The organism is Pseudoalteromonas atlantica, assembly GCA_007988745.1.
Taxonomy (GTDB): Bacteria; Pseudomonadota; Gammaproteobacteria; order Enterobacterales; family Alteromonadaceae; genus Pseudoalteromonas; species Pseudoalteromonas atlantica.
This window is the reverse complement of the sequence record BJUT01000007.1, coordinates 103,501-121,598: the sequence shown is the minus strand read 5'-3', so window position 1 is coordinate 121,598 and position 18,098 is coordinate 103,501. Positions and strand designations below refer to the sequence as shown.

Genomic DNA, 18,098 nt, shown 5'->3' with positions numbered 1-18,098 from the left:
TGTTGTATTGCACAAAGAGAAAAAATGAGGAGAAAATGAGAAGTGAAAGCTGTAGGCGCGAAGCTTGCTCGCGCAAGATGCTCGTTACTTCTCTAAAAGCGAAGCGTCTCTAAACCTCTTTGTGATTTATTGATCTTTAATACAATATGCACAAAGAGAAGAGAGAGAAGTAAACGAGCAGCCAAAGTAAATTAGTATAAGTTATCTGTATATCACCACCGAGTACACCGAGGCGCTTCGCGCTACACAGAGAAAACACCCGTAACGTTTAGTCACTTCTCTAGGTATTCTCCTTCGCTTCTCGGTGGTGAAACAATCACTTTATACCTCGGTTAAAGCATTGTTTTTAAACGCCAGCAAACTGCACGTCTACAGCCCATTTAACTTATGCGGGTTACTTTTACTTTTATTTTCCCTGCATTGGCGCCGTAAAATCGGCTTAAGTCATTGGCAAAGGGGCTAAATTCACCTGATTTAGTAATGGTTACTGTAGCACCATTGGCTATTTCAAATAAATATTCGTCGTTATTGTTAATTGCGCCAACCAAAGAGAACCACTGCGCTCTTGGAAGTCGTCTAAATGGTTCAAGCAATGCCATGGGGATTTCTTTAACCCCTAATTGCACATTATCGCGGTGCCAGCCGCTTGAGGTGCATTTTATACCGTCGTCATACCAAAATTGATTGGGATAGGGTTCAAACTTATAAGTTGCGCCTTCAACTAACATAAGCCCTGTATTGTTATGTGCCTCGCTGGCAAACACCATTACATCTTGGCTTTGCGAAACTTGTAATACGCTCATGTTTTGGTTTTCAAGGGCAATGTGTTGGCTTAAACCAGTAAAGCTTAATGTGCTGTTATCGTTATACCTAATTTTGTAATGCAGGTTTTTAAGCGATTCTGGGCGATAGCTAGTTAGTTTATTAATTCGTGTAGCTACGCTTTGATGTATATGTGGTTCTAGGTTGCTGGCTTCGTTATCAATAAGTACATAGCACTCCCTATCCACCAATTTAAAAAAGGGATTAAACCAAAAGTAATTTTGCTGATGACTTAAAGCCAGAGGATCGGGCGTTACGGTTACATCGTCTTGGTCAACTAATTTACTGCCAGGCAATAAGGTTTCGTAGTCAATATCGTGGCTGGTTAATAAGCTAATATTAAGTGGTTGCTCAATTAACCATTCAAGCGCATAGCGCAGGCAAATATCAGCTAGGCCATCGCGGTAATAACCGCCGCCAATATCTGAATGTGCCCCTGCAAACCAAAGCTCGGTAATATTATTTTGATGGTTCATTAGGGTGGGTTCAAACGCACGGCGTTTTTCATCAAGTGCTACGCAGTGCAGTGCCTGCGAAATATTATTAGCAATGGTGTGGTTTTCAAATATTACATGCTCGGCACCGCGCGTTGCTTTACTGACTTTTGATAAACCTATTGAGGCCACGGTATCAAATACACATACGTAAACATTATCGTTAATTAAAGGCTCTAGGATTTTTGCGAAACGCCTAGCGAGTGCGCCGCCTCGGCTAAAACCGGTAAGTAAAAGGGTATCGCCTAGTTGGTAATTTGCTTTAAAATCACTCATGGCTTGATTTAAAATACTGGCAACATCGTCACCACGTGGCGCTAAAGTTTGGTTTAAAATACGTTTTAAGCGGCTACCTTTAGTGCCAATACCTTGATAATAAAAACTAAGTTGGTTTGTAAATGGAGTGGTGGGGGAGTCATCGAGTTTGCCGCCTAGTAATAAATGCAGCTTAAGAATATTAGAAATACTACTGTCTTCTTTAAAATGGTCTGAGCTAAATTGCTCTGCATCGCGAGGCTCGCCCCCAGTACCATCAAAATTAAAAATTAGCGTTTTACCCGTCATAGCCCTAATCCTTTAATTGTTTTAAATACTCTACACAGGGAATGTTAAATATTAAAGACATTAATTTTTCAAATAGCACGCTAAGTGGCGTTAGCGTGCTTAGCGGGTTATTTAGTGATTATCAAACATATAATGATTTAGCTCTGTGCCCTGGGCAGGCTTAAGCGCTGGGTTTAGCTGAATTAACTGCTGATAAATCGCAGGGTAAAACATTTTTAATCGTGCTACGCGGGCTAAGTGGTTTGGCTCAAATTTTTCCACAAGCTGCAAAGCTAAAGGAATCATTGGGCTTAACTCACCTTTTGTATAACTTTGCTCTAGTGCTAAGTCGAGTATATCTACGCCAAGCTTACTGGGATCAGCCGGTATTTTATTATCAATTAAAAACTGTACTGCCTCAGAAGAAGACGATGCAGCTTGTGTATAAACGTCGCGCCCATGTATATCGGTAATCGAAAAATCAAAACCCGTCTGTGCGAGTGCTTGCCAATGATTTAGCGAAAAGCGGCTTAATCGTGTTAACTCACGCGGTGGCTTAGGGTTTATGCGGTTTTGCCAAGTAGTGATTAAATCATCAGGGTTTAAGAGTAATAAAGAAAAAAGCGTATCGGTTTCGGCTTGAGTTAATACCGTACTGAGGCTGTATTCATAAGCTTTTTGATATTCTTTCTTAGATAAATATTCGTTAAATGTGCTTTGGCTTCTATCGTTTGAAAGCTGGTTACTCAGATTACTCCACCAATAATTGACTAAAACAGGGTCTATATCGTGCAAAACACGTACAAAGTTAGATCCGTGCTTATTTTTAACCTGTTGAACTTTGTCATAAGCTTGCATTACTGTGTGCAGCTGCTCTGTATCTTTTAACTGTTGTTGTAACAGCTCACAGTTTTGCCTTTTATTGTTTAGCTGCGCTTTTTGCTGCTTTAAATCTACTAAAAAAAGGGCAACATCAGAATTATCAGGCTCAGTTATTTGGGGTAACGCGTTATTGTTAATTTTACCAATAGGGCTAAAGTAAGCGTATTGCGCTGGGTTGTCCTGCTTATTAATATAGGCCCCTTGCTGGTAAATAAAGTCATTTACAAAAAATACCCCTTTGCTATTTAGGTCTTCATTCGCATTGCCGCTATGCGCTTTGTAATCACGCTTTTTAAGATAATCTAAAAGCTGGGTGTGCTTAGTATCTAATGGGGCTAGGGTTAAGTTACCGCTTTTAGGCAGGTTTACAATAGCCACGTCTAAACCTGTAAATAGGCCTGGCTCGTTGGTTGGCGTAATCCCTTTTGTTTGCAGTGCTTTTACAAGAGGTAAATTAAATTTACTGACCGCAATATCGGCTAAGTTATATAAAACAGTGTTTTTTTCGTATAACGGCAGGGCATCTAGCACGGGAACTTGCTGTTAAAGCGCAATAATATACTCATTTGGAATATCGTTTTTCATAGCGGTAGCCACTTCATTCACTGTAAATTGGTTAGATGAAATTGCCTGCTCAAACTCTTTTGGCGTAAATTTATTTGCATTAAGCACAAACAATGTCGCCGGAGAAATAACCTCACTGCCTTCAAGTTTAATAAACGTTTTAGAGTAAGTGGTAAATGTATCGGTGTTGCTTAATAAAGCGTAAAGCGTTTCTTTTTGTACATTTTCATCAAGGGGTACACTCAGAGTAAGTCCTGGAGGGTTATGCTTATTATCTCCAAGCTGTTGTATCATTTCTTTTACTTTATCATTGGTGAAGCCCTTAATTGCCTCAATACCTTGCCAATTAGCTAACTCGTTTAAAGAGCTAGTAATGTTAAGCTGCTGTTTTTGCTCAGTAACTATGGCATCTTTTAAAAGGGCAATGTATGTACGCTGATTGATTTTTGATAAATCTGTATACTTTAAAAGCGTGGATACCGATGTCCCTTTTTTAAGTTCACTTACAAAAAATGAAACAAGCGATTGATTCAATGTTTGTACTTTATTGCTTTGTTGTTGTGACTGATCTCTACACAGGCTAATCTGTTTTTTTAGTTTATTAACTACCTGTAGCGGTGAGTCCTCATTTGGCTGCTTTTTATTAACTACGCTGGTCTGAGAGGTGGTTGGTTTAACTTGTTCTGCTTGCTCTACAGCTACAGAGTGCGGTTGAGTTTGAAAAAAATAAACAGCTAAAGCAGTGATTATTACAATCCCAAAAAGTACTTTTTTCATTAGCGTCAATCCCTTGAATTACAATTACATCTAACTGCATGGTACTATTTTAGATACGCATAAAGCAAAAAAGCTTTAAAAGATAATTTACATTACCTATTAAAGCTTTTTGACTATTTAGCTGCTGTTTATGTTCTAGTGCAGTTTCATTTTAGGGCGCACTACGCGCAGTACTTTTTCGCTTATCCATAATGCAAAGGTTTTTGCGCTGCCGTGTATGGCGCGCTGGTGCATGCGATACAGTGATATATACATAAAGCGAGCAATTTTACCTTCTATAAAAAAGGTATTGCTAGTTAGGTTGCCCATTAAATTTCCTACCGTACTGTAGCGCGATAAGTTAACGAGAGAGCCATGGTCGCTATATTTAAAGCCGCACAATGGCTGTTGTTTTAACGTGGCAATGAGGTTTTTTTCTACACATAGCGCCATTTGATGCGCCGATTGCGCACGTGGTGGAACGAGCTTTCCGTCTTCTTGGGTAAAGGCGCAGCAATCACCAATAACAAAAATGCTCTCATCTACTGTGCTTTGTAAAAACTCGTTTACTTGAATTTGGTTACTGCGGGTAAGCTCAAAAATACCTAAATCTTTAATAAAATCTGGCGCTTTTACACCTGCAGCCCATACCATTATATCGGCGTCTATGTGTTCTTCGTCTTTTGTTATAAACCCTTGTTCGGTGGCTTCTTTTACCAGTGTTTGCTCTCGTACGTTTACGCCGAGTTTTAATAACTCGCGCTTTGCGCTATCGGCTATGCGCTCGGGTAGGGCGGGCAAAATACGGGGCCCCGCTTCTATTAAATGAATATGTAAACGCTTAGACGACATATTTGTAAGGCCGTAAAGCTTTAATAATTCAGATACATGGTAAAGCTCTGCCGAGAGCTCAACACCGGTTGCGCCGCCGCCCACAATGGCAATATTTAATGATTGCTGTTGGTTATCGTCTTGGTGAAGGCGAGTAAAGCTGTCGAGTAGTGAATGCTGAAAACGCTCAGCTTGCTGGTTTGAGTCTAAAAAGTAGCAATGATCTTTTATGCCAGGGGTATTAAAGTCGTTGCTTACGCTGCCAATGGCAATAACAAGGTGGTCATAGCGTACGCTGCGCTGTGGCAAAATAGTGTGGCCTAGCTCATCTAGATGCGGTGCAAGGGTAATGGTTTTATTGCTTTGGTCTATATCGCAAAATGTACCAAGCTGAAAATTATAATGATGTTTTGCAGCGTGGGCTGAATACACAACGCCATCTAAATCGGGGTCAATAGAGCCTGTCGCTACTTCGTGTAGTAACGGCTTCCATATGTGGGTGCGGTTTTTATCGATTAAAAGAATTTCGGCTTGTTTTTTCTTCCCTAATTTATGCCCTAATTGTGTTGCCAGCTCTAGTCCGCCTGCGCCACCGCCAATAACGACGATTTTAGGTTTAGTTATATTCATAGCAATGCCCTTAAAAAATAATATACCCAAATAATCTGCTTATAACGCTTATAAAAAATCACTTGGGTATACAAAATTAGCTTGGCTGTTAGCACCATTGAGCATCTGCTGCGTATTTTGCGCCTAAATAAAACATATGTCAGCAATTGATAAGCTTATTTGTTGTATACTAAGGTCTAAATTGCCTCAATATGAAAAATTTAGCGCTTTACAGGGCCCTAATATAAAGGCGTTACTTTACATAAAAGGCAGCTTGCTTTTAATAGGGCATAACGCTGTCACTAAATGCTTTTAAATCTTTTAATCTATTGATTTGAAGTAGGTTTTAGTGCTTTGTGGATTATTGCAATAAAGCCGCTAATACTTGCAATCTATGCTTTATCTAAATTGCTTTTAACGCCAACAGACACTCTTATATTGAGATGCTTTGGGCTATATGCAAATATTTCATTTACGTTGCACTTTTGCTGTTAAAGCCTATTCCCTAGCCAAAAAGGATATTTATGACCACGCCATTAATTAAATCACTTGAGCAGCATTTTGGTTTTAGCCAATTTAGAGCAGGGCAACAGCAAACCATTGAGCAGCTTTTAAATGGGCAGTCGTCACTGGCTATATTTCCTACGGGGTCGGGTAAGTCGTTGTGTTATCAGCTAACAGCTATGCATTTACCAAACTTAACCTTGGTGGTGTCGCCCTTACTTGCATTGATGAAAGATCAAATTAGCTTTTTAAATAGCAAAGGTATTTACGCGGCAAGCCTTGATTCGAGCCAAGGCCAAATGCAAAGCAGCACCGTAATGAACGATGTGCGAAATGGTAAAATTAAAGTATTAATGGTGTCGGTTGAGCGTTTTAAAAACGAGCGTTTTAGAGAGTTTATAAGCCAAGTTGCGCTGTCTATGCTGGTGGTAGACGAAGCGCACTGTATATCTGAATGGGGCCATAACTTTAGACCCGACTACCTTAAATTACCGCGATACCGCGAAGAGCTAAATATTCCACTGGTACTATTACTCACCGCCACAGCCACTAAAAAAGTAAAACGCGACATGAGCGAGCGTTTTAATATTGCCCCAGAGTGCATTGTACAAACCGGCTTTTACCGCGCTAACCTCGATTTAAGTGTGCTAAGTGTAAAAACGGCTGATAAAAACACTGAGCTTACAAACATAGTGCGTGCGCAAAATGGCCCAGGTATTGTTTATGTAACGCTTCAGCAAAGTGCCGAGCAAGTGGCTAATACGCTAAGTGCGCAAGGTATTCAAGCGGTTGCGTATCATGCAGGGCTTGAAGATACACTAAGGTGGCAAATTCAAGATGATTTTATGGCGGGTAAAATTAACGTTGTTGTGGCAACAATAGCCTTTGGTATGGGTGTTGATAAATCAGATATTCGCTTTGTTATTCATTACGATTTACCAAAATCAATTGAAAACTACAGCCAAGAAATTGGCCGCGCAGGGCGCGATGGCAACCCATCAAACTGTTACACCTTGGCTAATTTAGATGGCCTAAACACAGTAGAAAACTTTGTGTATGGCGACACCCCTGAGCTGAGCGGCATTGAATACGTAATTAACGATATTAAATCGCAGCCGCAGCAATGGGAAATGCAAGAATACAGTCTTTCAAGCGAAAGTAACATTCGCCAATTAGCGCTTAAAACCTTGCTGGTACAACTAGAAATGCAAGGTGCAATAACGCCGCAGTACGCCTATTACGCCGATTTTAAATACAAGTTTTTGGTTGATAAAAACGAGCTACTTAGCCAGTTTGACGAGCAGCGCCAAGCCTTTTTAACGCAAATATTTAGCCACACCGATTTTAAAAAAATATGGGGCACGCTTAATTTCGACACCCTTACCCAAGCCGCCCAAGTTGATCGGAAACGGGTTGTGGCCGCGCTTGACTACCTAGCCGAAAAAAACCTAATAACCCTTGAAACCAAACGTATTACCCAAGTTTACAAAGTGCATAGTGAGGTTATAAATAACCCTGAACTTGCAAAACAATTACACAGTTATTTTATCGAAAAAGAACAAGCTGAGATTAAACGTATAGCTGCATTGGTACGCTTTTTTGAGCTACAAAGTTGCTTAAGCTATAACTTGGCGCGCTATTTTGACGATCAAAATGCGCCAGCGCAATGCGGGCATTGCAGTGTATGCCGTGGTAATGCTGTAAAACTTGAGTATTCAATAGAGCCTGCTCACATTGCCGATGACGTTGTTTATCAAAAAGTGGATGAGTTTTTAGCGCACATGGCAACAAAAGGTATTCACAGTGTAGGTATTGAAACTCAGTGCCGCTTTTTAGCGGGCATGAGCGTGCCATTATTTGCACGTAATAAAGTGCGCCAACTGAGTGGTTTTGCGCTTTGTGAGCAGATGCGTTACAGCGATATAAAAGCAAAACTACTAGCGCGTTAAATTAGTTACTGTATCCTAGTGGCTTATTCAAAAAAGTAAGTCACTATGCCTAATACTGTTATTCCAAGTAAAACTATTTCCTCTACACCTGAGCCCATAACCTGCGCTAATTGCCAGGCATGTTGCTGCCAATTAGAAGTGCGCATAGTGACCGACACGGGCGTGCCTTTTCAGTATATTGATTACGACAAATGGGGCAGCGAAGTAATGAAACGCGCAGACGACGGCTGGTGCCAAGCACTCGACCGCAATACCCTAATGTGTACCATTTACGAAAATCGCCCACTTACGTGCCGCGAGTTTGAAATGGCCTCAAATGAGTGTATTACTGAGCGCGAAATAGCGGGTATTTAATAAAAACATATGCACTAAAAAAGGGGCTCAAAAAGCCCCTTTGGTTTATCTGTGTTTTGTACTTTAATTAATCGTATTTAGCTTCTAGCTCATTAGCTGTATGAAACTTCTCGTGGCTTTGTAATTGCTCATCGTACTTTACAAGGTGTTTAAAGTGGGCAAGTTGGCCTGAGCTTTTAACTATTTCTACAATAAACGACATCATAATATCGGCACCGGTTAACGTGTCGCCGACTAAATAACGCTTACCTTGGAGTCGGTCGTTAAAGTAGCTAATTACTTTTACGGTTTCTGCATCGGCGTAATTTTCTAAAAACTCTGTTTTAGCGCCATCTTTTAAAACAAACATTTTAAGCAACAGCGGTAAAATAGCAGAGCTTTCGGCAAAGTGAAGCCATTGTTGATACTCAACATATTCGGCAGTGCCAGCTTTTGGTGCAAATTTACCGTTACCGTATTTAGTAATTAAATAATCGGTGATCGCGCCAGATTCGGTAACAATTAGGCCATCGTCTTCAATTACTGGTGACTTACCTAATTGGTGTACTTTTTTAAGTTCGTCAGGCGCTAAAAAGGTCTCTGTGTTGCGCTGGTAGGCAACAATTTCGTAATCAACATCAAGCTCTTCTAAAAGCCAAATAATACGTTTTGAGCGCGATTTATTTAAATGGTGTAGTTTAATCATGTCAGTCCTTGTTGGCGTTACTGCATGTGCAGTAACGCTTTGTAAAATTTAAAGTGGCTCGTTAATTTTAACAACGGTTTTACCAAAGTTTTTACCATTTAGCATATCGTTAAATGCGCTAATGGTGTTTTCAATACCTTCTACCATGTGTTCGCGGTATTGTACTTTGCCATCTTGTAGCCATTTTTGCATGTCTTGTGCAAATTCGTCGTAGCGGTGGCCGTAGTCGTCAAATATTATAAAGCCTTGCATTTTAATACGTTTAGTAAGCAACTGCCCCATTAGCATTCCCATACGATCAGGCCCATCTGGAAGGCTGGTAGAATTATATTGCGACACTAAACCACACAGAGGAACACGGGCTGCGGTATTAAGTAGAGGTAATACGGCATCAAACACTTTACCGCCCACATTTTCGTAATAAACATCTATGCCGTTATCACAGGCTTTTTCTAGCTGCTCTGCAAAGTCATCGGCTTTGTGATCAATACAGGCATCAAAGCCCAGATTTTCAACGGCATGTGTACATTTTTCGCTGCCACCAGCAACGCCTACCACTTTACAGCCTTTAATTTTAGCTATTTGGCCAACCGTTGCGCCAACCGGCCCTGTTGCTGCGGCTACCACAACGGTTTCGCCTTCTTTAGGTGCGCCAATATCAAGTAAGCCCATGTAGGCTGTAAAGCCTGGCATACCCATAATACCGAGTGCGTACGATGGGTTTTCTGGCTCTTTACCTAATTGCATAAGGCCTTCGCCGTTAGTAATGGCGTAATCTTGCCAACCGGTGTAAGCAAGTACCCATTCGCCTTCGCTGAATTTATCGTTTTTAGACTCTTCTACTTGGCATACGGTAGCGCCTACCATTACATCGCCCACATTTACCGGATCGGCATACGACTTTGCATCGCTCATGCGGCCACGCATGTATGGGTCAAGTGATAGGTAAATAGTGCGCAGCAGCACCTCGCCATCTTTAAGCGCTGGTAAATCTACTGTTTTAAGTTCAAAGTTTTCATCGGTAGGGGCACCGTGCGGGCGTGATGCTAAAGTAAGTTGACGACTAGTTGCAGACATAAAAATCTCCTCTTAAGAGTGAATTTACTTAGCGAATGTTTACGCGTTTAAAACCAAGTTGAGCCTAAACAATAATGCGCGCTAAGTTATACGAAAATAAAAATTTGTACCTTAATACACGAGCTTTGGGCGCGAGGCTGGTAATTCAAGCTTTGCAGAGTATTTATTCTAAACGGTTTATTTTAGCTTGCTAAAAATATGGCTATCGTAAAACACACCATTTTTATAAATGGCCTGTTTGAGAACGGCTTCAGCTTTAAAGCCGCATTTAGTGAGTGCCTTTACAGAGCCTGTATTGCCAGCAAATACAGCGCCAAAAATTCTATTTAGGTTTGAGCTTTTAAATGCGTCATCGCAAATTTGCGAAATAGCATGAGTCATTACTCCTTGCCCCCAAAAGTGGCTATTAAGCCAATAGCCTATTTCGCCACTGCGGCTATATTCAAATTCTCCGGGGGTGATGCCAATACACCCCGCAAATTGCTCATCTACAACAATGGCCTTAACTATTCCACTTTTAGAGCCTTGGTTTATCCACCAGTCGGCGTCGGCTTGAGTATACGGGAATGGAATTTTAGAGGATAAAAAGCGCGTAACCTGTACATCATTTAAGGTATTAATAATGTGTGGCGCGTCTTTTGGTTTAAAGTCTCTTAGGGTGATCATTGTTTTAATAAAGTGTCTGTTGTATACGGGTCAACTTAGCAAGCAATTAGAGATTGCACAATCACAAAGATTAACCGTTTACGCCTATAACTTTGTTTTAAAGTACTCTAATATAAGCAAAATATGATACCTGTTTAAGATACCTTTATGCACCCACACATAGCAGCCCTTTATAATAGTGCCCAAAAACCAAGCCGTTTAATTATAGGTTTAATGAGTGGTACCTCCTTAGATGGGCTCGATGTAGCACTGTGTAAGGTAACGGGCGCAGGTATTAATACGCAAATTGAAGTGCTGAACTTTACCACCGTTGACTATAACAACGAGTATAAAAGCAAAATAAAGCAGGTATTTGCCAAACGAGAGTGTGATTTAGAACTTGTTACCTTACTGCATCCATGGGTTGGTAAACTCCATGGCGATATGGTTAATCAGTGCTTACATACTTGGCAGGTAAATCCAGCAAGTATTGATGTAATAGCCAGTCACGGGCAAACAATTTACCACTGCCCACAGTCGCAGCATAATCATAAAAGCTTTACTAATGGCACATTACAAATTGGCGATAGCGACCAAATAGCCGTTACTACCGGTATTACAACGATTGGCGACTTTAGGCAAAAACACATAGCCGGAGGAGGGGAAGGTGCACCGCTTGCGGTATATGGCGATTACTTATTTTTTGCAAACCCCAATGAGAACCGCATTTTATTAAACATGGGTGGTATTGCTAATTTAACGTTTTTACCTAAAAGCGGTGATGCAAATAGCGTATTTAGTAGCGACATAGGCCCAGGTAACACCATTATGGATGCGTACGTACAGCAGCATTTTAAAGGCATGCACTTTGATGATGGCGCAAAAATAGCAAAAGCGGGCAAGGTAAATACAGCCTTATTAAATGCAATGTGTAGCAACACTTTTTTTGAGCTTGCGCTGCCTAAAACAACGGGGCCTGAAGTATTTAATTTAGGCTATTTATATGCTGCTCAGCTGCAAACAAATACACAGCACTTAAGCCATGAAGATGTTATGGCAACTTTAAATATGTTTAGCGCAAGGGTAATTGCAAATGCGTTAAATGAATGCGGGCAAAGTGCTAAAGAGTGTGTGGTGTACGCAAGTGGTGGCGGTATTCATAACTCATTATTAATGGCGCACCTTAATGCGCTGTGCCCGACCATTAAAGCATTTAAAAATACCGATGATTTGGGCATAAACCCCGATGCCAAAGAAGCCGTACTATTTGCCATTTTAGCCAACGAATGCCTAGCAGGTGAGCAACAGCACCTAAATAATACTGCGCAGGGTATTGCTGGGGTCACTATGGGTAAAGTGAGTTTTGCTGATTAAGTTTTTATAAATTTGTATACCAACACATTAAAAAAACGAAAATAAACTTGAGCTCATATTCCGAAAGTATTTTTTAACGCCGTGTGGCTTAGTTTGGCTTTTAAGGGCTTGCTGATTTTTATAACCAGCCTCAAACGCATTTACTTGCATATCAAACTGTAAACTATTTTTTAAAGTGGCATTTAAGCCATGCAGCATCAATTGCATTACTAAGCAGTGGCTTTGGGTAATTTTACTTAATGTTAAATACACATAACCACGCTCTAAGTCGGCGTTAGTGAGTACTTTTTCAGTAAAGTATTGCGCATCACGGGCACTGGGATACGTTGCGCTCAGCGAAATAATATCGTTATCGTGGGCGTCGTCAGGCAATACGCATTGCAGCGTTATTTCATGCATAGCACTGGCTTGCAAGGTTAACTGCTCGTATTCCATTGTGTGGCCCATAGCCGCAGAGAGAGGATCTTCAAACGATTGTAACGCAAATGTGAGTTGCGTCATTGGTGTGCTCATTTACTTCAACTTCTAGATTATAAAAAATACAGTTCGAGTTTAAATTATCACCTATTTTGATTGCAGTTTTATGACAAATTGCACTTAATCGGATAATCGCTGTTTTTAGATTAAAAATGTTCTTAGTATCTTTAACTTTTAAGGAGGTAATTAAAAACTTAGTATTAGCGATCTTCTACATAGTTTGTTAAAACCAACTCAAGAAACTATCAACTCAATACGCAAGGACGTTATATATGGGAAAATATAGCAAGGGCATATCAAAACGATTTGAGAATACTAAAATCCAGGCTGGATTTTGCTTAATTTGCGGTGTTTACGGCCGACTTTCTCAGGACCACGTACCTCCAAAAGGTGCGATAACAATAACAAAGGTGGAGCAGCGTCACATCACAGAATTAATGGAGGTTGAAGCGTCAAGAGTTAAAGGCGTACCTTCACCAAACGGTAGTAAGTTCAAGACTATTTGTCATAACTGTAATAATATACATCTCGGTGGTAACGATGATGAAGTTGCTAGAGTCTGTAAATCTCTAACTTTGCAAATAAAAGATTATTTCTTTCATAGTGGCAGTCCATACACACTTATCAATACAAACATTGATGCTAAAAAATTTTCAAGGGCAATGATCGGTCATGTTCTAGCAGCAACTTCGGTTAAAGAATGTAAAGATAGACCACAGGATTCGCCTTATTTTCAGCCACTAAAAAACTTTGTTCTTGGTGAAGATAACGCTATTGATGAGACTCACGACATATATTATTGGTATTACCCTTACAATAAACATTTAAGCGCCAAATGTGTTGGATTTTATAACAATGGAAATATTTCCACTGTCAGTTTATTAAGCTTTTTTCCAATAGCATTTATGGTCACAAAGAAAAATGAAGGTATATATCCAGCTCATGCACGGAAATTAATGTTAACTGATAGCAAAATATGCTTAGATTTAAACTCAAGGGGATACGAGTTTGCTGAGTTCCCATTTCATGGATTAAAGGGAAACCAGATGATGGCTTTAGCTGACTATCAAACAATAGTCAGTTACCCTATTGGGCAGTAATCCTCAGTAAATCTTTATCAGCTAATATTGACAGCGGATGTGGGTTAAAGCGTTCAAATCTTGACTTCATACATTAAACTTCTATTCGCCCGTTCAATGAAGCATTAGCGAATGTTTGTAAGAGACAACGATCAAATTAACTATATCCTTAAACCTTTACTGTACTTGGGGTGTATTGTTTAGGGAGGTAAAATAAGTGATAAAGAAATCAATATTTTTCAGTGTATTGTTAATTGTATTGCTAGGTGCTTACTATGTGATAATATCTTTATCGGAAAGAAGAGATTTTTCTAAATCTTCGCTTGATTATTATTTGCTCGCGCCTAATTTATTTAAAAACTTGTCATCTGCAGATTCTATTGGGGAACGCTACATTTATAGTTCTAGTGACGGTAATAAGCCAATGGTAATTTCTTTTATATTCCATAGTATAAAAGACTCAGCTCAAATCAAAAGTGACCTTAAATAATATTTAAATAGTAATGGTTATAAACTGGTGGGCTCAAGTTTTTCGGATGGTGAAAATAGAGAAATTACAATAGAGACAACAGATAACAATGCTAATGTGATTGTTAAGCTAACAATGCTTGAGTATATAAAGTAATAGGGTTGAAGGGGACAAATTTTTACTTCATACATCAAGGCTTACCAGTGTCTGCTGATGTCGCACCAGCTAAGTTTGCCAGAGTAAGCCTATCAAATTAACTATATCCTTAAACCTTTACTGTACTTGAGAGGCTAGCAACGTACGGGTGACCCCTTACTGCGTTAATTGAGAAATAAGCTCAATTCCAGCATTGAATGGGAAATATTCCAACTTCCTATTGGAAATTCACTTATCAAAGCCTCGCCTTATATAAAGTCCTGTTTCAAGCTCAAATGAGAAAGAATATAGCGAGGTTTGTAATTTATCCGCTGTGGTAGATAAAGCATTTATTACTTAAAACCTAATATTGCAAATGTTCTCATAGAGAGTGTCTAGCTTATTTCTTATTTATTAAAGTGGGGCAGACCACCATACAGACTGAAATATAATGACAGGACTAAGCATTAATGCTGAAAGCCAAAATATTAATGCTTGAAGTTTATTTTTGCTGACACGGTACGAGAAAAACCATAAAACAGAGCTGATGATAAGCATAATGAAATATAAGAACACTCCGTAAATCCCCATTCCTTTACCGGCTAAAATAAAGCTTTTGAATGTAATGACTAAATACATTTCTGTAGTCGCTATTAATAAAATAGCGGCTAAAAGAAGGGTATTTGCTATTAGATTTCTACTCATTAGCGTAAACCTAAAGCATAAAGCTCGTTAGCTAATGTATTTCGACGTTTATCACCTATATTTGTGGGTTCTGCGTAATAAAAGTGACCTTCAGAATTTGGCATTTGCCCTGCCAGTGTAGGTAGATTAGAAAAAAGTTCAAAAACGCTCATACCTGCAAAAATTGGATCTCCATATTCGTTTAGATCAATTATAATTAATTTTTTTATTTGGACTATGTTTCTTAATCGCTGTAAAAACTCCATACTGATAGGACTCCCAATTAAAACCAAATTATCAATAACAGTACCTTTTATAGCGTATTTTGCTGCCAATTGAGACGCAATAATAGAGCCATAAGAGTAGCCTATTAAGTTAAATTGCGAAGCATTTGAAGTTGAGTGCCTTAAGAGCATTGGAAACCTTGGATCATAGTCTCGGCCTAATACTGAGCCAATTCCAGCATCGAATGCTGTTCCTCCGGACCATTTATCACGATCTACATACATCGCGCTTTTTATACCAGCTTCATAGAGAGATTGAACTAATGGCTGTATGTAACGACCATCCATTCCTGCTCCAGGGAAAAAGTATGTGCCTTTAATTTTATCACCAGGCTGGGTACAACATATTCCTTTAAGAGGCCCAAATTTTTGTGTCGTATTACTTTGTGTAATTTCTGCTTTGTTCATTACTTACTTCCGTGTATAAATTAAAAGAGGCTGAGTAAAAAGTAGATCTTTAGTTCAGGTTGGTTTAATACAAAATAGCAAAGTTCCTATTTTGGTTCAATTATTTGTAAAACAGATCTTTTATTTGATTTATTAAAAAAATAGTTACGACAGTCGTCATAAAATATTAGCTGAATTAGTTAGAAATAAGGTGTTTAAAGATGTTTTTTAATAGAACCGTGTTTTTAGTTTTTACTTTATTATCGGGCTGTTCTATAGCTAAAAGCGTTGATACATTTTCTTTAAGTGAAATGAATGAAACACAATACTTGCTTGAAACAACAACGCAGCCAACTATTAAAGTTATTGCTGATATGCAAGGAGCTGACGAGCTAGAATTAGTAAGGGTTTATGATTTAACGTGTAATGGTGTTAACTACCAAGTGCCTGCCGTTAAGGGAGATATCGAAAACGCGGAATCTATTGCTGAACACATAGAGTATTTTATATTTAAAAACGTAGGCGATGATTTATCAGCGATTAAAACAATCGGATCTATTGAGGTTAAAAGGCGAAGTGATGGTATTGTAGTTAATGAGCACACCATCGACCCATCACTGGCCAGTTTTAATAAAAAGCTGTGTAACAGTATTAACCGCAGCGGCAATATGGATTACCCAATACAATTTGCAGGCGCTGGTAATTAGTATTTATAAACTAACTTAAATACTCTTTACTAAGTAACTACAAAGCCCTGTGTTAAACGTAGCGTTTAACACAGGTTTGGGCTAACCTACTAAACACCAAACGTATTAAAACGAATACTGCAGCCTTAATGAGATAGCATTGCCCGATGTGATAGTACCGCCTGCTTCAAAGTAGTCGGCTTTAATATAGTCGGCCATAAACTTTATGCTTTTGTTTACGGTGTAGTTAACACCAAGGGCGTAGGTTTTTGCGTCTTGGTTTTCTTGCTTGAGCTTAAGTAGGCTGTAGCGGCCTGTAATTTCCCAGCCTGGCTCTGAGCTTGCGCCTAGTTTTGCGTTTTTATACTTACGGTATCCGCCCGATAGCTGATAACCAAATTGCAAATAGCCGCCTTCGTAATCATTGGTTGTATTTTCAATACTGGTTACTTGTGCTTGTTGCCACTCGGCCATCATGGTAAATCTATCTTTAAGCCATAGTAGCTCTACGCCTTGTTGCGAGAGGCTATCGGCATTAATTTTATCGCCTTCTATTAATGAGTCGGCGGTATAAACTTCAAGAGGTTCATTCACTCTAAATTCGTTACCGTCGTACTGCCTCTCACTAAATGCGACGCCTAGGTGTAAAAGGTTGGTGTTTTGCTGCCATGGCACCCAAGCTACGCGCCCTGTAATAGCAGACGTTGCTTCGTCTTCATCGGGCTCGTAATAACCTAGTTGCCAATTTACTGAGGCTATGTCTCCCGATAGGCTAATACCTAAGCTACGGCCTGGCGAAAACGCTTCGCTTATCATGCTTCGTTCGAGCATTAATAAATTACGAGAGCTGGTTAGTTTTTCTAGGCCAAAGCCTTCTTTTTGTTGGCCTATGGTTAAATCGGCATATTTCCAGCCAGAGTATTCTAAGTAGGCGTCTTTTATTTCGGTTTCGCCATCGGCAAAGCCAAGTTGAAATTTACTTTTCCAGTCTTTGCTGATGTCTGATTTAAAACTTAGGCGTGCGCGGCGTATTTCTGAGGTACTTTCTGAGTCGTTGCTTTCGAATTGCCCCTCTAATAATGAGGTATCAAACTTGTTGTAGTCGAGCATGATATAGCCGCTTAGGTCTATATCGTCGTTAATTTTGGCAAAGCTTGCGTTACTTACAAAGCAAAGTGCTGAAAGTGCCGCATAAGTAATCGTTTGTTTAGAGGTCATGTTAGGCTGCCTTTGTTTGTTTTTCGGCTAAGTAACTTACTTTTAGTTGCGCTACGTCTCTTAAAAAGTCGATGTGTTCTATATCTACAGCAACTACGTTTAGCCCTGTGCGCTGTTTTAAATCATGGATGAGTGTGGCTTGGTTTTGCGGGGTTATGTTTTCTATGCGCTCGTAGCAAACGCTTTGTACTTCGTAGCGTTTTACAAATACGCTAGAGTCAATCAAAAAGGCAATTAAGCAAATTATGCCGTTAAGAATGCTTAGCTCAATTAAGCTCATTTGCCCTACAGAGGTCAGTAAAGCAATGGCAGTAACGAGAAATAAGTAAGTCATTTCTTTAATCGAAATAGACTCAGTGCGGTACCTTAGCATGGTAAATACGGCAAATAGGCCAAATGCAAATTCCATCGACATATCAACGCCGTGCAGCAAAAAGGTAATAATAAAAACGCCTACGCCAAATAAAATAAACGAGCCTGCCACCACTGCATTTTTACTTATGCGAAAGTAACAGCCATAGCAAAGTACAGCCAGCGATAGGATGTTAACTAAAAAGCGGGAAAGAAAAATAAGATCTAATTTGGTCATT

The 18,098-nt window shown here is 39.6% G+C and carries 18 protein-coding genes; 6 read left to right on the top strand and 12 right to left on the bottom strand.

The window, feature by feature from the left end; all coding sequences use genetic code 11:
• Positions 1 to 380: 380 nt before the first annotated feature.
• From PAT01_RS05715 to PAT01_RS05705, 4 genes are all read right to left on the bottom strand, one after another.
• A complete protein-coding gene (locus tag PAT01_RS05715) occupies positions 381 to 1,880 on the bottom strand; it encodes a phospholipase effector Tle1 domain-containing protein (protein WP_154945131.1) in 1,500 nt (499 codons plus the stop codon).
• Between the two features lie 111 nt (positions 1,881 to 1,991).
• Complete coding sequence (locus PAT01_RS20220; RefSeq protein ID WP_318299741.1) at positions 1,992 to 3,272, bottom strand: hypothetical protein; 1,281 nt, start codon at positions 3,270 to 3,272, stop codon at positions 1,992 to 1,994.
• Between the two features lie 12 nt (positions 3,273 to 3,284).
• Positions 3,285 to 4,082 carry a hypothetical protein gene (locus tag PAT01_RS20215; RefSeq protein WP_318299740.1) on the bottom strand — a complete coding sequence of 266 codons (798 nt, stop codon included), beginning with the start codon at positions 4,080 to 4,082 and terminating at the stop codon, positions 3,285 to 3,287.
• 135 nt (positions 4,083 to 4,217) lie between these two features.
• Positions 4,218 to 5,522, bottom strand: coding sequence for an NAD(P)/FAD-dependent oxidoreductase (locus PAT01_RS05705; RefSeq protein WP_004586960.1), 1,305 nt, complete (start codon positions 5,520 to 5,522; stop codon positions 4,218 to 4,220).
• 503 nt (positions 5,523 to 6,025) lie between these two features.
• Between PAT01_RS05705 and PAT01_RS05700 the strand changes: the two genes are divergently transcribed.
• Both PAT01_RS05700 and PAT01_RS05695 read left to right on the top strand, forming a co-directional pair.
• A complete protein-coding gene (locus PAT01_RS05700) occupies positions 6,026 to 7,954 on the top strand; it encodes a RecQ family ATP-dependent DNA helicase (protein WP_154945129.1) in 1,929 nt (642 codons plus the stop codon).
• A gap of 45 nt (positions 7,955 to 7,999) precedes the next feature.
• Positions 8,000 to 8,308 (top strand): YkgJ family cysteine cluster protein, encoded by a 309-nt coding sequence (locus PAT01_RS05695; RefSeq protein WP_171036109.1) that lies wholly within the window; start codon positions 8,000 to 8,002, stop codon positions 8,306 to 8,308.
• A 67-nt stretch (positions 8,309 to 8,375) separates the two neighbouring features.
• Here PAT01_RS05695 and PAT01_RS05690 read toward each other — a convergent pair whose 3' ends face one another.
• From PAT01_RS05690 to PAT01_RS05680, 3 genes are all read right to left on the bottom strand, one after another.
• Positions 8,376 to 8,993, bottom strand: a complete 618-nt coding sequence (locus PAT01_RS05690; protein ID WP_154945127.1) for a glutathione S-transferase family protein — start codon at positions 8,991 to 8,993, stop codon at positions 8,376 to 8,378.
• Positions 8,994 to 9,041: 48 nt separating this feature from the next.
• Complete coding sequence (locus tag PAT01_RS05685; RefSeq protein ID WP_154945125.1) at positions 9,042 to 10,070, bottom strand: NADP-dependent oxidoreductase; 1,029 nt, start codon at positions 10,068 to 10,070, stop codon at positions 9,042 to 9,044.
• A gap of 177 nt (positions 10,071 to 10,247) precedes the next feature.
• Positions 10,248 to 10,736: a GNAT family N-acetyltransferase gene (locus PAT01_RS05680; RefSeq protein WP_154945123.1), complete on the bottom strand. Its 489-nt coding sequence runs from the start codon at positions 10,734 to 10,736 to the stop codon at positions 10,248 to 10,250.
• Positions 10,737 to 10,883: 147 nt separating this feature from the next.
• Between PAT01_RS05680 and PAT01_RS05675 the strand changes: the two genes are divergently transcribed.
• Positions 10,884 to 12,089 carry an anhydro-N-acetylmuramic acid kinase gene (locus PAT01_RS05675; protein ID WP_154945121.1) on the top strand — a complete coding sequence of 402 codons (1,206 nt, stop codon included), beginning with the start codon at positions 10,884 to 10,886 and terminating at the stop codon, positions 12,087 to 12,089.
• Between the two features lie 27 nt (positions 12,090 to 12,116).
• On the opposite strand, the gene PAT01_RS05670 is transcribed toward PAT01_RS05675, so the two are convergent.
• Positions 12,117 to 12,602 carry a hypothetical protein gene (locus PAT01_RS05670; protein WP_029772835.1) on the bottom strand — a complete coding sequence of 162 codons (486 nt, stop codon included), beginning with the start codon at positions 12,600 to 12,602 and terminating at the stop codon, positions 12,117 to 12,119.
• 236 nt (positions 12,603 to 12,838) lie between these two features.
• Here PAT01_RS05670 and PAT01_RS05665 point away from each other — a divergent pair, with 236 nt between their 5' ends.
• Together PAT01_RS05665 and PAT01_RS05660 are read left to right on the top strand one after the other, a co-directional pair.
• The gene (locus PAT01_RS05665) at positions 12,839 to 13,666 is read left to right on the top strand and encodes a metal-binding protein (RefSeq protein ID WP_138576684.1); all 828 of its coding nucleotides are present in this window, start codon (positions 12,839 to 12,841) and stop codon (positions 13,664 to 13,666) included.
• Between the two features lie 196 nt (positions 13,667 to 13,862).
• On the top strand, positions 13,863 to 14,135 hold the full coding sequence (locus tag PAT01_RS05660; protein WP_138576682.1) for a hypothetical protein: 273 nt from the start codon (positions 13,863 to 13,865) through the stop codon (positions 14,133 to 14,135).
• Positions 14,136 to 14,663: 528 nt separating this feature from the next.
• Here PAT01_RS05660 and PAT01_RS05655 read toward each other — a convergent pair.
• Positions 14,664 to 14,954, bottom strand: a complete 291-nt coding sequence (locus PAT01_RS05655) for a hypothetical protein (protein WP_138576680.1) — start codon at positions 14,952 to 14,954, stop codon at positions 14,664 to 14,666.
• Positions 14,954 to 15,625 (bottom strand): alpha/beta fold hydrolase, encoded by a 672-nt coding sequence (locus PAT01_RS05650; protein ID WP_138576678.1) that lies wholly within the window; start codon positions 15,623 to 15,625, stop codon positions 14,954 to 14,956. The genes PAT01_RS05655 and PAT01_RS05650 overlap by 1 nt, the downstream gene beginning before the upstream one ends.
• A gap of 200 nt (positions 15,626 to 15,825) precedes the next feature.
• Between PAT01_RS05650 and PAT01_RS05645 the strand changes: the two genes are divergently transcribed.
• Positions 15,826 to 16,311: a hypothetical protein gene (locus tag PAT01_RS05645; RefSeq protein WP_138576676.1), complete on the top strand. Its 486-nt coding sequence runs from the start codon at positions 15,826 to 15,828 to the stop codon at positions 16,309 to 16,311.
• Positions 16,312 to 16,416: 105 nt separating this feature from the next.
• Here the strand turns inward: PAT01_RS05645 and PAT01_RS05640 are convergent, their stop codons facing one another.
• A complete protein-coding gene (locus PAT01_RS05640) occupies positions 16,417 to 17,508 on the bottom strand; it encodes an OprO/OprP family phosphate-selective porin (RefSeq protein WP_138576674.1) in 1,092 nt (363 codons plus the stop codon).
• A gap of 1 nt (position 17,509) precedes the next feature.
• The gene (locus PAT01_RS05635) at positions 17,510 to 18,097 is read right to left on the bottom strand and encodes a DUF4956 domain-containing protein (RefSeq protein ID WP_039037236.1); all 588 of its coding nucleotides are present in this window, start codon (positions 18,095 to 18,097) and stop codon (positions 17,510 to 17,512) included.
• Position 18,098: the final 1 nt, after the last annotated feature.

Excerpts from the sequence above, each read along its gene's own strand:
- PAT01_RS05715 (WP_154945131.1), bottom strand. The coding sequence starts at position 1,880 with ATGACGGGTAAAACGCTAATTTTTAATTTTGATGGTACTGGGGGCGAG.
- PAT01_RS05655 (WP_138576680.1), bottom strand. The coding sequence starts at position 14,954 with ATGAGTAGAAATCTAATAGCAAATACCCTTCTTTTAGCCGCTATTTTA.
- PAT01_RS05685 (WP_154945125.1), bottom strand. The coding sequence starts at position 10,070 with ATGTCTGCAACTAGTCGTCAACTTACTTTAGCATCACGCCCGCACGGT.
- PAT01_RS05700 (WP_154945129.1), top strand. The coding sequence starts at position 6,026 with ATGACCACGCCATTAATTAAATCACTTGAGCAGCATTTTGGTTTTAGC.
- PAT01_RS05645 (WP_138576676.1), top strand. The coding sequence starts at position 15,826 with ATGTTTTTTAATAGAACCGTGTTTTTAGTTTTTACTTTATTATCGGGC.
- PAT01_RS05665 (WP_138576684.1), top strand. The coding sequence starts at position 12,839 with ATGGGAAAATATAGCAAGGGCATATCAAAACGATTTGAGAATACTAAA.
- PAT01_RS05640 (WP_138576674.1), bottom strand. The coding sequence starts at position 17,508 with ATGACCTCTAAACAAACGATTACTTATGCGGCACTTTCAGCACTTTGC.
- PAT01_RS05695 (WP_171036109.1), top strand. The coding sequence starts at position 8,000 with ATGCCTAATACTGTTATTCCAAGTAAAACTATTTCCTCTACACCTGAG.
- PAT01_RS05705 (WP_004586960.1), bottom strand. The coding sequence starts at position 5,522 with ATGAATATAACTAAACCTAAAATCGTCGTTATTGGCGGTGGCGCAGGC.
- PAT01_RS05670 (WP_029772835.1), bottom strand. The coding sequence starts at position 12,602 with ATGAGCACACCAATGACGCAACTCACATTTGCGTTACAATCGTTTGAA.
- PAT01_RS05635 (WP_039037236.1), bottom strand. The coding sequence starts at position 18,097 with ATGACCAAATTAGATCTTATTTTTCTTTCCCGCTTTTTAGTTAACATC.
- PAT01_RS05650 (WP_138576678.1), bottom strand. The coding sequence starts at position 15,625 with ATGAACAAAGCAGAAATTACACAAAGTAATACGACACAAAAATTTGGG.
- PAT01_RS05690 (WP_154945127.1), bottom strand. The coding sequence starts at position 8,993 with ATGATTAAACTACACCATTTAAATAAATCGCGCTCAAAACGTATTATT.
- PAT01_RS05680 (WP_154945123.1), bottom strand. The coding sequence starts at position 10,736 with ATGATCACCCTAAGAGACTTTAAACCAAAAGACGCGCCACACATTATT.
- PAT01_RS20215 (WP_318299740.1), bottom strand. The coding sequence starts at position 4,082 with ATGAAAAAAGTACTTTTTGGGATTGTAATAATCACTGCTTTAGCTGTT.
- PAT01_RS05675 (WP_154945121.1), top strand. The coding sequence starts at position 10,884 with ATGCACCCACACATAGCAGCCCTTTATAATAGTGCCCAAAAACCAAGC.